Raw genomic sequence first — 14,071 nt, forward strand, 5'->3', positions numbered from 1 at the left:
TCACAAAGCTCTGAGCGTGCGGATCAATTCCGCCTCGTCGACGCGAGTGGAGTGCCCGTCGCGGAGCACGACCTCGCCCGCAACCAACACCGTGTCCACTATCTGACGACTGCCCGTCGTGAGAATGGACGCGCCCGGATCTCGCACCGGGAGGCAACCGAAGTCGCGTTCGAACCGAATCATGGTGAGGTCGGCGGGATCGCCCACGGAGATCCCGCCGGACCTGGCCGGCAGACCGAGTGCTGCGTTTGCACCGCCGGATGCGATGTCGATCATGGCTTCGAAGCCGAGCAGGTCGGCGCGGCCGCGCGCGGCTCGCTGCACGTAGGCGCCGGTGCGCAGCGTCTCGAGCATGTCCTGAGTATCGTTGCTGGCTGCGCCGTCCACACCCAACCCCACCGCGATCCCCGCGTCGAGGAAACTCGGGACGGGCGCGATTCCGCTACCGAGGCGCATGTTGCTGACGGGGTTGTACGACACTCCGACGCCGCGCTCCGCCAGCACCTTCTGACCACGGTCGTCGAGTTCGACGCAGTGGACCGCCAGCACCCGGTCCCACAAGAAACCATGGGAATCCAGGTAGTCGACCGCGTTCATGCCCGCGTGTTCGGTACACATCGTGTTGTCGGTCTGCGTCTCGAGCAGGTGAATCGAGACCGTCAGGTCGCGAGCCTGCGCGAACTCACGCACTTCCGACATCCCCTCCGGGGTCAGCGAACGCGGGTTCGGTACCGCGACTGCCACGTCAATGCGGGAACCGGCGACGTCCCGCATCATCTGATCCGTATGTGCGAGAACGTCTCCGAGTGGTTGCATGAGCCGCGGATCGAAGCCCCACTTCCGCGTCTTGTCCGCCCGGTCTGCGGTTCCGCGTCCCAGCACCGCACGAATCCCGGTGTCGTGCAACGCCCGGATCACGGCATCGTGAACCTCGCTGGACGGGTGCGGCCACATGTGTTCGACCAGGGTGGTCGTACCGCTGCGCAATGCCTCCAGCGAGGCTGCGACAGTGGCCGCGTATGCGCGCTCGGGAGTGATCTGAACCGACTCTTCTGCGACCGCGAGTAGCCATTCGAGAAGCGGTGCCCCTTCGGCGATCCCACGCATCAGTGACTGCTGAAGGTGCGTATGGGTGTTGACGAACCCAGGGATCAGATACGCCCCCGATCCGTCCACACTTCCAGGTGTGGCGGTGCCAGTCGACTTCTCGATCGATTCGACCACCCCATTCGAGACGACGACGTCGTGGCCGGTCAGCCATTGCCCGCCGCTGTACAACGTCACGTCCCGGATGATCACGTCGGTCATGTTCTTGGGCGCGGTAGTCATCGCCAGTTCTCCTGAAAGTGTGTGACGGAACGGATACGGATCAACGCGCGAAGTTCGCGCGTACTCGCTGGTCGATGTAGTCCTCGGCAGTGATCGGCGGGTACTTGCCCGCCGGCCCCTCGATGGTCACGTCGCGGTTCGCCTGAGCGAAGAACGCGAGGCTGTAGCGGGCTCCCCGATAGTCGGTGACTCCGGGACTCTTGACTCGATGAAAATTCGACGGCAGGACGTCATCACTCCATCTCATCAGCATGTCGCCGATGTTGCAGGTGATCGCTTCCTCAGCCGGCACCACCGACGTCCATTCCTGGGTGTCCATCTCCTTGCCCGGGCACAGTTGCAAGCCGCCCTGACCGTCACGCTGGAAAAGCAATGTCAGGCAATCGAAATCGGTGTGTGCTCCGGCACGCCACATCCCTTCGACATCTGCGTCGGCGGCAAGGGGGAAGTAGTGGAGTAGTCGCAGCGTGCTCTGGTAGGTGTCCACCGACGGGTCATGTGCCCTGGTGAAGAAGTCTCGTTCGAATCCCAGCTTCTCGGCGAAGCACGACAACAGGTCCATCGCAATGCCCCAGCACTTGGCTTCGAAGTCCAGGATCGTTTCGCGGAATCCGCCCAATTCGTCTGCAGTGGGCCACAGATCACCCATATGCGGGCGGGTCACCTGATAGGACTCTTTCTGATCAGGTGTTCCGATGGACGGACGCACCTGCGTCATGCTCTCCCAGCCGGAGTTGAAACCCTTCTTGAGCGGATACTGCGCTTTGACCTCAGTGGGCAGTGCAAAGAATCGCTCGGCCGCCACGAAAGCCTCGCGGACCTGGTCCAGATCGATCCCGTGATTGACGATTTGGAAGAATCCGATGTCGGTTGCTGCCGACCACAACTCCTCGGCGATCTCGCTGCGCCGGTTCTCGAAATCCGAGAGATCGATTCTTCGGACCTCGCGGTCGGTGGTCTCCGTGCCCAGGCCACCCATGCGGGTCTCGCGGTTGAGTTCTGTCATGTCGTAAGTCATTTGCTGTCAGCTCCTTCAGCGGATTCCGATGGACCGATCGGTGAACTTGTCGGTGTAGATCTCTTCTGCAGTCAATGACTGCGGTATCGCCGCACCCCCGGCGTTCAGGATGGGCTTCAGTTCTTCGACGGTGTGAGCGACTCGCGTCATGTCGAACGTGCCGACGGATCCGTCCGCCTCGTTCGCGATCAGGCCCTTCTCTTTCAAGAGTTGGGCACTGAACGCTGCTTCACCCTCGGTGTAGGGAGAGAACGACACGTCCTGCGAGACGACGTCGACAATGGCAGCATTCGCCGTATCCGGCGCAGTGATGTAGTCCGCGGTGGCCTGCTGAATGATCGGAACCAGCTTGCTCAAACACGGGGAGAGTGTCTCGACCTTGTCGGCACGAACGGAAACATTGGACGCGTAGATGTCGAAACCCGAATCTTTCAGCAGGTCATAGGAAACCGGCTTGTCCCACGCCGGCGTCTCCTTCTCGTACGTGTACGGTTCCGAATTCGCGAATCCTTGCTGAGCGATGGTCGGGTCACCGACAAATCGCGAGGGAGCTCCGTCGTAGCTCGTGTCGAGCTGAGACTGCTTCAGTAGGCCTTTCGCCACGAGCCACTGCGGAAACAGTTGCTCCTTGGAAACGACGACACTCGCGTCGGACTTGCCGATATCGGCAACACTCGCCCATTCCGGATGAGACTCTTTGTCCCACATGAGGATTGCCGGGCTGTACTTGAGCAATGGCGTGACGGCCACAACGGGCTGACTTGCCGCTGCCGCGATCACCTGATCGCCGTGCACCAAGCCGAGAGTGATCGAATCGTCGACGTACATCTGGGAGCTGACGGATTGGAACCCGATTGCCGGTCCCCCGGCCCGCAAGGTCAAGTCGACTCCGGTGTCCTTCCCTCCGGCGACAAGAGTCCCACTGACGGACTTGTCGTCGGTGTCGACCGAATAGCCGGGACCAAGCATCTCGAAGAGCGCCCCCATATCCGACTGTGGCCGCCATTGGAGTTGAACCACAACGTTTTCCGGACAGAGACCCGCTAGGTTCTGAGCCTCGGCAGCTGGTTCGAGAGATTCAGCCTTGGCCGTCTCAGCCTCACTGGAGCTGCACGCAGTCAATCCGATGGCTGCACACATGGCCAGTGCCGCGCCCGCCGCTCCCACACTTCTGCGATTGGAATGCACCTTGCGATTTGAATACACAGCGTCTCCTTCGTGAAAACAATTGGGATGTGGGCGAACCAGGAAGGGTGATCCGATGAGCACACTCTGCAGCACGTGGATTACATGCAATCGACTCGTTGTTTCCATCAGGTAACGTGCGCCAGGATTCTCGCTTCACCTGCAATGTCACCTCACATTTACATTCAGCAACCCAGGCGACATACATGCAATTCAAGATGGTTCATACATATTGAACAACTTTTGCATGCATTATCGAACCGGAGGCTCAGATGGAACTCGCGAACACGATGCAGGATGCCGACGCTCGCAAGCTCACCGCACCGATGCAGATGGTCTTTTCCGATGTCGTCAAGAAGTTCGATACCGGCACTGTCGCGCTGGACGGCATCGATCTGAACGTGGAGCGAGGAGACTTCGTCGCCGTGGTCGGACCCTCCGGCTGCGGCAAGTCGACTTTGTTGCGCATGGCGGCCGGCCTCGAGCGACCGACCAGCGGCGCGGTTGCCCTCGACACCGAATCAGTTGGCTTCATCTTCCAGGAGCCGACTCTCCTCCCCTGGCGAACCGTGCAGGCCAACGTCGAATTGTCCGCCGAACTCGATGGCGGCGACAAAGCAGCCCGAAAGTTGCGCGCCGACGAGGCAATTCGCGCAGTGGGCCTGGCGGACTTTGCGAAACAACTGCCCAACGCGTTGTCGGGCGGAATGAAGATGCGCGTCTCGTTGGCACGTGCGCTCACCCTCGCACCTGCTGTGATGCTGCTCGACGAACCTTTCGGTGCTCTCGACGAGATGACACGACTGGAGATGCAGGTAGAGCTGCAAAGGCTCTACACCGACAAGGGGTTCACCTCGATGTTCATCACGCACTCGGTATCCGAGGCCGTGTACCTCGCAAACAAGGTGGTCGTCATGACCGCCCGGCCCGGACGAATCCATTCGGTCGTGGACATCGATTTCCCGTACCCGCGTAGCCCGGAACTGCGCTACGACGCCCGATACACCGAACACGTCGCCGAGATCTCGGCCAGTCTCCATGGGAGCTCACGATGACCGAAGTCCTTGCAGTGCAACAGGGCACCACCGCACGCAATTCCGCCGTTCGCACTGATTCTGCGACCGCCGCGCGAGCACAGTCACAGCCCGGACGGCCCTCGCGAATGAGAGCGCTCGGCACCTTCCTTCTCTATCCGCTGCTCTCACTTGCCGGCGCGGTCGCAGCGTGGTCGATCGTCAGCTACCTCGTTCTCTCCCCGGAACGTCGATTTCTCCTTCCGCCGCCGAGTCAAGTACTGACAAAGTCGCTACTCGACTGGAAACACCTCTCTCCCATGCTCGAAGCCCTCGCAGTGACGGCACAGGTAGCACTGGTCGGCTTCGTGGTCGCGGTGGCAGTCGGCGTCGGAACCGGCGTGCTGATGAGCCAGGCCAAGTGGATCGAGCGGATCGTCTATCCCTATGCCGTTGTGCTGCAGGTCATTCCCATCCTCGCCATCGTCCCCCTCATCGGGCTCTGGTTCGGCTACGGTATGACCGCGCGTACCCTGGTGTGTGTTCTCATCGCAGCCTTCCCGATCATCACCAACACACACTTCGGATTGCAATCGGTCGATCGCGGACTGCACGAACTGTTCACCCTCGGCCGCGCGTCCCGTTGGGATCGATTGGTGAAACTCGAACTGCGAGCGGCAATGCCGGCTATTCTCACCGGCATCCGCACCGCCTCCGGCCTTGTTGTCGTCGGTGCCATCATCGGCGACATGTTCTTCGCCAAAGGACAACCCGGGATCGGAACGCTGCTCGACGTCTACCGAAGCCGCCTTCAGTCCGAGGATCTGATCGCCGCGATCGTGATCGCGTCGGTGTTCGGTGTCCTCGTCTTCTCTGCCTTTGGATTCCTCTCACGTGTGCTCGTCGGTAAGTGGCACACGTCCGGCCGCAAGGACTTTAAATGACCCACGAAACTCCTGTCTTCGAAATCCCTACGATCGATATCAGCCCGTACCTCCGCGGCGAGGCAGCGGTTGCAAACGCCACCAACAGCACTGCCTGTGCGGAAGTGGCAGCTCAACTCGATCGCGCGTGCCGGGAGGTCGGATTCATACAGATTGTCGGACACAGCATTCCACGATCGGCGACCGAAGGACTGGCCGACGCTCTCGACGAGTTCTTTGCTCTCCCACTGACGGTGAAGAACAACTATCGCCGTCCCTCGTCCGAGAACCGCGGCTACTCACCACCGAAATCGGAATCACTCAGCATGAGCCTGGGCGTCGCCGCTGCGAACCAGATGAACGATTTCTACGAAGCAATAGTCGTGGGCACAGAGGTGAGCGACTATCCGGGCGTCGACCTACCCGAGTCCAGCTACGCCGCCAACACCTGGCCCGTGGCCGCGCCCGGATTCCGACCGGCAATCGAAGAGTATTTCCGTCATGCCCAGGGCTTGGCACGAATCCTGATGTGCGCCTTTACCGACGCTCTCGGATTGCAGCCCGGGTACTTCGATTCGATGCTCGACCATTCGATCGACGCGATGAAGATGAACAACTACGCACTGCCCGAGGGCGAGATCCGCATCTCCGGCGACATGACGGGAATGGGCGCTCACACCGACTTCGGAATCTTGACCATCCTGTGGGCAGATCGAGTTCCGGGTCTTCAAGTTCTGAGTGCCGACGACGTATGGCACGACGTCCAACCTGCCGACGGCGCACTCTTGATCAACCTCGGCGACGCGATGGCACGCTGGACGAACGACCGATGGCGCTCGACAGTGCACCGAGTCGACCCACCTATCGTCGATGGTCAGATCATCCGACGTCGCTCTGCCGCATTCTTTTTCGACGGGAACTACGACGCCGTCATCGAAGCACTGCCAGGGACTCTCACACCGGGCGAAGTGGGATACCCGCCGATCACGATCGCTGAGAACATCGCGGCCAAAGTGGCCGGACTGAAAGGCGCGACGGCGCCCGAGGTCGACAGTCGCAGCGCTGACCGGGTGCGCGCCGCTGGATAGCGCTCCCGGGTACCGTCGACATCGTGCAGGATCGAAGTGAGGACAAGATGACCACCACCGAACGAGCTTTGCTCACCGAGTCCGTGCACGAGACGCTTCGCGAACTGATCTTTTCGGGCGAGCTGGCGCCGGGGACACCACTGAGTGTTCCCGCGCTGGCGAGCAAGCTCAATGTCAGTCGAACGCCGGTCCGCGAGGCCGTGCAGCAGTTGATCTACGAGGGCATCGCCGTCCACACACGGAATGCGGGTGCAAAAGTCGATTCGCTGGACGCGGAGTCTCTGCGCGCGGTCTTCGAGGTGCGTGAGGTACTCGACGGTCTCGCGGCGTTCAACGCGACGGCCAATGCCACGCACGAAACCGTGTCACAGCTGAACAAGATGGTGCAGGTGCAACGCGAACTTCTCGAGAGCCCGCCGGATCAGCGTCGGGATTCGAAGCTCGACCTCGAGTTTCACACCTTGATTCGTGAGACTGCATGCAATCACCCGCTCAGCGAAGCCCTGCATCGTCTGGACGGACAGTCACACCTCTACCGTTCGGACATGTGGAGCCTCGAGCTCAATCGGCGGATCGCCGTCACCGAGCACGCACGTATAGTCGCGGCCATCGAATCGGGTGACGCCTTGGGGGCGAGGACTGCCGCGAGCGCACACGTAGCCGGGCTACTCGTCCGAACAACCCGGACCTGAAGCTTTACCGAAATGACGGAAACAGCGTGTCAGGCCAGGTGATGTCGCCGTCGTTCTCGTCCACGAACGTACCGACACAGTCGCGCCCCAAAGCGCTGATCGCTCCCGAGATGACCTCTGGATGCTCGAGCTCGGTGAGGTGGTCTCCTCCGGTTCCGGCCCCGGGAACGCCATCGACGTACACCCGGCACTGGCCCCCGTCCAACCGACCGTCCGCCCACTCGCCCGAACTCTGCACCACCGAATAGTAGGCAGATCCAGGAGTGTCCTCACCGGTATTGAGCTTGGTGAGAACTTCGGAGAACATGCAGGTGTCGTAGCCGTCGGCAGGGCCTTGTACGCAGCCACCGGGGCTACCGTACTGCGGCGCACCGATGGCGACGAATGAATCCACTACTTCGGAGCCACCGAGGAACTTCGCGTAGTACCGGGAGCTCAGTCCACCCGCACTGTGCGCGATCACCCCGACGGAGTCAGCGCCGGCAGCGTAGGAGCGAATCGAATCGGCAATCAGCTCGGCGTCGGCCGCAATCATCTTGCCGGGTGCGTCGACGAAGTGTGTCTCGTAGCCCGCAGCGCTCAGTGCCTTGTCGAGGGCGCGGTAGGTCGCCTGGTGCGTTTCTCCCGAGTTGTAGAGCTGCTGCCCCGGAACGATGAAGACCACGCGCTTCGCATCGGTGATCCGCCCACCGGCGGCAGCGCTTCCTGCCGAGAACGCCAGAGCGGTGGTCACCAGCGAAGTAGTCACCGCCATCGCCAAGAGAATCTTCGAGAGTCGCACGTCGCCACCCTACGACGGCTGCGCACAAAAAAGGACCGCCGCACTGGAATCCAGTGCGGCGGTCCTTTTCTAGTAGCGGGGACAGGATTTGAACCTGCGACCTCTGGGTTATGAGCCCAGCGAGCTACCGAGCTGCTCCACCCCGCGATGCATGGACAAAGTTACACGAGCAGGTGAACGGAACGCAAATCGCCTGCGCTGGAGCGAAATACACGCCTGAAAGTCGAGAAATCGGGTGACTGGGTTCACAAAATGCCCGTGAGCATCAACACATAACAAGCATGTAACGAACGTACGTCGAAACGGCATCGGAAAGTCTCTACCAGCACAAACGCTAAAATTTTGGGTCGAGAGCAGACCAGACAGTCCGGAAAATTGCGAATCGACCCTCGTTCGACGCTCCCGTACGGTCGGTCCCGGCCCGAATCAACCGGGCGAACGCCGACCCGCCGCTGCTCCACTCTGCCCCGCGGGATCGGAACCCCCGAAACCTTCGAGGGGCAGAGACACGGAGAGACAAGCGCCCGGGAAAGTCAGCATCATCGCCGACCCGCAGGCCCGCCGATGTCAGCAAGCGCGGAGAGGATTTACCCCGACATGACGTACACCAGCATCAGCAAGCGTGCATTCGGCACATTGGCAGTAGCCGGCGCACTTGTCGCAGTGCCCCTCACCATGAGCACCGGCACCGCTTCCGCAGCCACCCACAACTGGGACGGCGTCGCACAGTGCGAGAGCGGTGGCGACTGGAACATCAACACCGGAAACGGCTACTACGGCGGCCTGCAGTTCTCGCAGAGCACCTGGACCGCCAACGGTGGCACCGGCTCGCCCGCCAACGCTTCCAAGGAAGAGCAGATCCGCGTCGCCGAGAACACCCTGCAGAGCCAGGGCCCCGGCGCATGGCCCGTCTGCGGCCAGCGTCTGACCGTCGCGAGCGAGCCTGCAGTCGAAGAAGCTCCCGCCGCAGCGCCGGCTCCCGTCGCCGAGGCACCCGCAGTTGCTCCCGCCATCGAGATCCCGGCCGAGCTCAAGCCCGCCGCACAGCAGGCTTACGACACCGCTCGTGACCTCGCCGGCCAGTACGGCTTCGCCGCACAGTTCCAGCAGCTCTCCGATGCCAACGCACCGATCGTTGCAGCACTGCGCTGATTCAGCTCGTACAGCTTCACCTGAGCACACAAGAAGGCCCACCATCCGATCGGATGGTGGGCCTTCTGCTATTCATGAACTGACGCCGCTTACCTCGGCAGCGCCTGGTACGCGTCAACAGCCTTCTGCAGGCGGTCGAGCGCAGCACCGTAGCTGGTGAAGTCACCGCTCTGTTGCGCCGACTTCAATGCCGCCATTGCCGAATTGACCTCGGCCAGCGCCTTCGTGACGTCATCCGAAGAAGCCGGCGGGGCCGGTGCCGTCGGAGTTGTCGGCGTTTCCGGTTGCGCTCCGGTATCCGGATCGGGTGCCGGCTGGGTGACCGTCGCTGCCGAACCTGCGCCCGGCCAAATCTGACTGATCGCCTCGGAGACGGTCGGTGCATAACCGATCCGAATGCCGTTGGTGTCGCTGAAGCTCACCAATACACGCGCCAACTGAGGGAACGCGTTCTGCGAGTTTCGCTGCGAGTACAAAGGCTCGACATAGAGGATTCCGCCCTCGGCAATCGGCAGAGTCAGCAAGTTTCCGTACTGAATCTTGTTCGACTGCTTGAGCAGTGACACTTCCGAAGCAACACGCGAATCCGACGTCATCGCAGACTGAGCCTGCTGTGGACCCTGAGTCTGCGTATCGGTCGGCAACTGCAGCACCGTGAACTTGCCGTAGTTCTCCTTGTCGTTCGCCACCGAGATGTAGGCCGACAGCAACTCACGACTGAACCCGACCATCGGACTGGTCAGACGGAAATCCGCCTTCGCGGTGTCCTTGTCGCCCACCAGCACGTAGTACGGCGGCTGGTTGGCCGACGTGTCGATCGTCGGATCGCTCGGAACCGACCAGAACGCGTTGTTGGTGAAGAACTCACTCGGATCGTCGACGTGGTACTTCGCCAGCATCTCTCGCTGAACCTTGAACATGTCTTCCGGGTAGCGGAAGTGTGCCTGCAAGTCGTCCGAGATTTCGCTCTTCGGCTTCACCGTGTTCGGGAAGACCCCCATCCACGCCTTCAGAACCGGATCCTGCTCGTCGACCTGGTACAGCGTGACAGTGCCGTCGTAGGCATCGACCGTGGCCTTCACTGAGTTACGGATGTACGAGAACTCCTGGCGCGGAATGAGGCGCCCGGTCGTCTGGTCGATACTGTCCTCGACCAACCCGTCGAGCGAACTGCGCTGCGCGTACGGGTAATCCTGGGCCGTGGTGTAGCCGTCGATGATCCACTGCATCTTGCCGTCGACCACTGCGGGGTAAGCAGCGCCGTCGGTCGTCAGCCAAGGCGCGACCTCCTCGACCCTTTCCTTCGGATCACGCTTGAAGATGATCTTCGAGTTCGAGCCGATTGCACTCGAGAACAGGATGTTGCGCTCGGTGTACTTCGCCGCGAATGCAAGACGGTTGAACCAGTTGCCGATCGAAACGCCACCCGAACCTGTGTAGGTGTACTTCGAGGTGTCGGTGTCGTACTCCCGCGGTCCCTCACCGTCGACGGAACCGACGATCGAGTAATCGGCGTCCGACTGACTGATCACCTCGCCGTAGTACGAACGAGGATTGTCCACCTTGAGATTCTCGTTCTCGGGCGTGGTCGTCAGGTCGCTCACCGAGTAGATCGGGTAGCCACCGGTGTTGTTCTGACTGTCGCCCTGCACGGCCGTGACTTCGTTGGCCTGGGCGGCGACGAAACCGTTGCCGTGCGTGTAGACCGTGTGCTTGTTGATCCAGTCCGTCTGGTTGCCGGAAAGGTTGTTCGGCGACAGCTCACGCGCGGCGACAACGAAGTCACGCAACTGGCCGTCTTGTTCGTAACGGTCGACGTTGAGCGTCTGCGGGAACCCGTAGAAGTTCTTGAGCTGACGCTGAGCGGTGAACGTCGGCGACAGAATGGTCGGATCCAACAGGCGTGTGTTCGCGATCGTGGTCCGGTCTGCCGGAACGTCCTGGGGCTGCTTGGTGCCAATTCCCGGATAGTCGACGTAGTCGACGTTTTCTTCCGTGATCCCGTACGCCTGACGGGTCGCTTCGATGTTTCGTTCGATGTACGTGCTCTCCTTCTGCGCCGCATTGGGCTTGACGGAGAACTGCTCGACGATCATCGGGTAGACGGCACCGACGAGGACCGACGAAAGAACCAGTAGAGCGACTGCCATGGCCGGTATCCGAAGATCCCGCGTGAAGATCGAGGCGAAGAACGCCAAGGCGCAGATGACCGCAATGGACAACAGAATGAGCTTCGCAGGCAGAACCGCATTGATGTCGGTGAAGCCCGGGCCGGTGAACGTCGGTTCCTTACGACTACTCGACATCAACGAGTACCGATCAAACCAGTACGCCACCGCCTTGAGAAGCACAAAGGTGCCGGCGATGACAGCCAGCTGAATACGAGCGGCCGTGGTGAACGTCCCATTGCGCCCGGCCAACTTGATTCCACCGAAAACGTAGTGGGTGACCAGGTTTGCCACGAAAGCCAGCAGGATCGAGACGAACAACCAGTTCAGAACGAAACGGTAGAACGGCAGATCGAACGTGTAGAAGCTGACGTCCAAGTTGAACTGCGGATCGGTGATACCGAATGCCTGGCCGTTGAGGAACAACTGGATAGTGACCCAGTTGGCCTGCGCGATGAGACCGGACAGGATGCCGATCGCTACCGGAATGATCACGCCGAACAGACGAAGACGCGACATGACGGTGGTGCGGTAGCGCGCGATCGGATCATTGGGTCCGGAGACCGGGACGAACACCGGGCGTGCGCGGTACGCGAGAAGCATCGCGAGCCACACGATGGCGCCGACGACAATTCCGACGACCAGGAAGAGCACGAATCGCGTCAGCAGAACCTTGGTGAAGACACCGCGGAAGCCGACTTCGCCGAACCACAACCAGTCCGTGTACATGCCGATCAGTCGCGGCCCCACGAGCAGCAAGGCCGCCACTACGACAGCCACCACCAACAAGATTCGACTGCGTCTGGACAGAGAGGGTAAACCTGCGGGGGGCCGCATGCCCACGTGCCACGCTCCAAGATTTGGCGACGCCGTGGCGTCGCAACCGATTGCATCGATCACTGCGGCCACGCCCGAGTGGACTTGGCCGTTTCCGACCACTCTACGTAACAACGGTCACGGGTTGACAACACGGAGAGCGGGGAGCCGGACAGAAGGTGGGAGGATGAACGTGTGAGTGAAGAGAATATGAGCAGATCACCGAGTGCCCTCGCCCGGTGCGTTCATGAAGTTGTCGACCACATCGACGCCGAAGGCTGGGATCAACCGCCGAAGCTGTACGCGTTGGTACCCACCGAGATGCTCGCCGCGGCCGAACCCGGACTGCTCGACCAACTCGCCGAGGGCGCCGAATACACACCGATCGAACAGGAATCGCTTCCCGAGGACATCATCGGCGGTTCACGGGCACTCGACGAGTTCCTGGCAACGACGCATTGGCCCGAGTCCGTGCAGGGTTGCATCCTGGTGCAGGAGATCGTCGTCCTGCCGCCCGAGGCGGAATCGGATCTCGACCACGCCACGGCGCCGGTGTTGACCGATCAGCACGCGGCGGACGAAGTCGCTCGACTGACGGCCGACGCGCATCCCGATCGACGCGAGGCTCGACTGTTCGTCGGCGTGCTCCGTGACGGTCCCTCGCTGTCGCTCCTACAGATGCGTCCCGACGAGGATGCGGATCCGTACGGTGACTTGGAACTGCTCACCTACGACGGTCTTGCACCTCACCTCGTGCACGCCCTGTACGCGACGCTCGACGAGGTCGAAGAAGACTGACAGAGTCGTCGGCGGCCAGGCAGCTTTCAGCAGCGGGGTGCGTCGCCACCCGTGTTGAGGCTTTCGAGTGAGTCCACTGCGCCGGGCAGGTTGTCGACCTTGACGAGTCGAAGCCCGTCCGGCGCATTCTGTTTCGCCTCGTCACAGTTCTGGGCCGGCACGAGGAAGGTCTCAGCACCGGCTTCGGACGCGGCGATCAACTTGTACCTGATGCCGCCGATCGGACCGACCTCGCCGTCGGAGTCGATGGTGCCCGTTCCGGCTACGAACTTTCCGCCGTTGAGCTCCCCCGGAGTCAGCTTGTCGACCAAGGCCAGTGTGAACATCAGTCCGGCAGAAGGACCGCCGATGTCGGCGAGATTGAACTGCACGGTGAAGGGAACGTCCGGGACCTCGCTGGGTGTGACGCCGAGGTAACCCGATTCGGGCTTGTTGGGCCGCGCCCCGACGGTGACCGGCACAACGGTCTCCACACCCTCACGTAGGACGGTGACGTCGATCGCGGTGCCGGGCGCGATCGCACCGACCGTGTCCTGAACGCCGGTGATGGTGGTTACCGGAGTGTCGCCGATCTTGACCAGGACGTCGCCTTCTTGCAGGGCACCCGCAGCGGGACCGTCCGGGGTCACCTTCGAAACAGTCAGTGACACCGGCTTGCCGAGAAAGTGCAGTGCCGCCAACTCGGCACTGTCCTCGGATTGCTGGAAGTCGGCCGTGTTGGCCTGCTGAATCTCTTCCTTCGACTTCTCGGGCGGATAGATCTCCGAGCGAGGGACGAGTCCGTTGCTGCCACTCGCCCACAGTCCGAACGCTTCGAAGATGTTGAGGCCGTCGCGAACCGACACCGTTGTCATGTTGAGGTTGCCGTCGGTGGGATCGACCTCGGTCCCCTGGATGTCCACGACGGGCTTACCGTCGACGTCGCCGAGCGTGTTGAAGGTGGGGCCCGGACCGAGTGCGACATAAGGAACAGTGACCATTGTTCCGACGACTCCCAACACGACGATGGGTGCGAGTGCGGCCAAGAGCGTCACTATCCGTCGATTCACCTGATCCAGAGTAAAGCGCGAAGGCTCCGGAGCACCGATCGCACCGCCTGAGCGCCGTG

The 14,071-nt window shown here is 61.5% G+C and carries 12 protein-coding genes and 1 tRNA gene; 6 read left to right on the plus strand and 7 right to left on the minus strand.

The window, feature by feature from the left end; translation table 11 throughout:
• The 3 genes from P3G66_RS07080 to P3G66_RS07090 are packed head-to-tail and all read right to left on the minus strand — an operon-like array spanning window position 1 to window position 3,553.
• The gene (locus tag P3G66_RS07080) at window positions 1-1,329 is read right to left on the minus strand and encodes an amidohydrolase family protein (protein WP_007731280.1); all 1,329 of its coding nucleotides are present in this window, start codon (window positions 1,327-1,329) and stop codon (window positions 1-3) included.
• A 40-nt stretch (window positions 1,330-1,369) separates the two neighbouring features.
• Window positions 1,370-2,347, minus strand: a complete 978-nt coding sequence (locus P3G66_RS07085; RefSeq protein WP_276116343.1) for a 2-oxoglutarate and iron-dependent oxygenase domain-containing protein — start codon at window positions 2,345-2,347, stop codon at window positions 1,370-1,372.
• A 15-nt stretch (window positions 2,348-2,362) separates the two neighbouring features.
• On the minus strand, window positions 2,363-3,553 hold the full coding sequence (locus tag P3G66_RS07090) for a nitrate ABC transporter substrate-binding protein (RefSeq protein WP_276116344.1): 1,191 nt from the start codon (window positions 3,551-3,553) through the stop codon (window positions 2,363-2,365).
• A 251-nt stretch (window positions 3,554-3,804) separates the two neighbouring features.
• On the opposite strand from P3G66_RS07090, the gene P3G66_RS07095 reads away from it, so the two are divergent.
• The 4 genes from P3G66_RS07095 to P3G66_RS07110 are packed head-to-tail and all read left to right on the plus strand — an operon-like array spanning window position 3,805 to window position 7,248.
• Window positions 3,805-4,587 (plus strand): ABC transporter ATP-binding protein, encoded by a 783-nt coding sequence (locus P3G66_RS07095; protein WP_276116345.1) that lies wholly within the window; start codon window positions 3,805-3,807, stop codon window positions 4,585-4,587.
• The gene (locus P3G66_RS07100) at window positions 4,584-5,489 is read left to right on the plus strand and encodes an ABC transporter permease (protein ID WP_007731277.1); all 906 of its coding nucleotides are present in this window, start codon (window positions 4,584-4,586) and stop codon (window positions 5,487-5,489) included. Before P3G66_RS07095 ends, P3G66_RS07100 begins: the two co-directional genes overlap by 4 nt.
• On the plus strand, window positions 5,486-6,556 hold the full coding sequence (locus P3G66_RS07105) for a 2-oxoglutarate and iron-dependent oxygenase domain-containing protein (protein ID WP_276116346.1): 1,071 nt from the start codon (window positions 5,486-5,488) through the stop codon (window positions 6,554-6,556). Before P3G66_RS07100 ends, P3G66_RS07105 begins: the two co-directional genes overlap by 4 nt.
• A 47-nt stretch (window positions 6,557-6,603) precedes the next feature.
• Window positions 6,604-7,248, plus strand: coding sequence for a GntR family transcriptional regulator (locus P3G66_RS07110; RefSeq protein WP_007731273.1), 645 nt, complete (start codon window positions 6,604-6,606; stop codon window positions 7,246-7,248).
• 4 nt (window positions 7,249-7,252) lie between these two features.
• Here the strand turns inward: P3G66_RS07110 and P3G66_RS07115 are convergent, their stop codons facing one another.
• Window positions 7,253-8,029, minus strand: coding sequence for a lipase (locus P3G66_RS07115; protein ID WP_276116347.1), 777 nt, complete (start codon window positions 8,027-8,029; stop codon window positions 7,253-7,255).
• Between the two features lie 73 nt (window positions 8,030-8,102).
• A tRNA-Met gene (locus P3G66_RS07120) sits at window positions 8,103-8,176 on the minus strand.
• A gap of 450 nt (window positions 8,177-8,626) precedes the next feature.
• On the opposite strand from P3G66_RS07120, the gene P3G66_RS07125 reads away from it, so the two are divergent.
• Window positions 8,627-9,181 carry a transglycosylase family protein gene (locus tag P3G66_RS07125; protein ID WP_003942299.1) on the plus strand — a complete coding sequence of 185 codons (555 nt, stop codon included), beginning with the start codon at window positions 8,627-8,629 and terminating at the stop codon, window positions 9,179-9,181.
• A gap of 89 nt (window positions 9,182-9,270) precedes the next feature.
• On the opposite strand, the gene P3G66_RS07130 is transcribed toward P3G66_RS07125, so the two are convergent.
• A complete protein-coding gene (locus P3G66_RS07130; RefSeq protein ID WP_276116405.1) occupies window positions 9,271-12,186 on the minus strand; it encodes a UPF0182 family protein in 2,916 nt (971 codons plus the stop codon).
• A 189-nt stretch (window positions 12,187-12,375) separates the two neighbouring features.
• Between P3G66_RS07130 and P3G66_RS07135 the strand changes: the two genes are divergently transcribed.
• Entirely contained in the window at window positions 12,376-12,963 is a 588-nt protein-coding gene (locus tag P3G66_RS07135) for a PPA1309 family protein (RefSeq protein WP_030534992.1), read from the plus strand.
• A gap of 26 nt (window positions 12,964-12,989) precedes the next feature.
• Here P3G66_RS07135 and P3G66_RS07140 read toward each other — a convergent pair whose 3' ends face one another.
• Window positions 12,990-14,012 carry a PDZ domain-containing protein gene (locus P3G66_RS07140; RefSeq protein WP_228402144.1) on the minus strand — a complete coding sequence of 341 codons (1,023 nt, stop codon included), beginning with the start codon at window positions 14,010-14,012 and terminating at the stop codon, window positions 12,990-12,992.
• Window positions 14,013-14,071: the final 59 nt, after the last annotated feature.

It is taken from the genome of Rhodococcus sp. C3V (assembly GCF_029269915.1).
Taxonomy (GTDB): Bacteria; Actinomycetota; Actinomycetes; order Mycobacteriales; family Mycobacteriaceae; genus Rhodococcus_F; species Rhodococcus_F qingshengii.

Bases quoted from the DNA above. Each gene is read 5' to 3' on its own strand.
- P3G66_RS07080 (WP_007731280.1), bottom strand. From the start codon at position 1,329: ATGACTACCGCGCCCAAGAACATGACCGACGTGATCATCCGGGACGTG.
- P3G66_RS07085 (WP_276116343.1), bottom strand. From the start codon at position 2,347: ATGACTTACGACATGACAGAACTCAACCGCGAGACCCGCATGGGTGGC.
- P3G66_RS07095 (WP_276116345.1), top strand. From the start codon at position 3,805: ATGGAACTCGCGAACACGATGCAGGATGCCGACGCTCGCAAGCTCACC.
- P3G66_RS07100 (WP_007731277.1), top strand. From the start codon at position 4,584: ATGACCGAAGTCCTTGCAGTGCAACAGGGCACCACCGCACGCAATTCC.
- P3G66_RS07105 (WP_276116346.1), top strand. From the start codon at position 5,486: ATGACCCACGAAACTCCTGTCTTCGAAATCCCTACGATCGATATCAGC.
- P3G66_RS07110 (WP_007731273.1), top strand. From the start codon at position 6,604: ATGACCACCACCGAACGAGCTTTGCTCACCGAGTCCGTGCACGAGACG.
- P3G66_RS07125 (WP_003942299.1), top strand. From the start codon at position 8,627: ATGACGTACACCAGCATCAGCAAGCGTGCATTCGGCACATTGGCAGTA.
- P3G66_RS07130 (WP_276116405.1), bottom strand. From the start codon at position 12,186: ATGCGGCCCCCCGCAGGTTTACCCTCTCTGTCCAGACGCAGTCGAATC.
- P3G66_RS07135 (WP_030534992.1), top strand. From the start codon at position 12,376: ATGAGCAGATCACCGAGTGCCCTCGCCCGGTGCGTTCATGAAGTTGTC.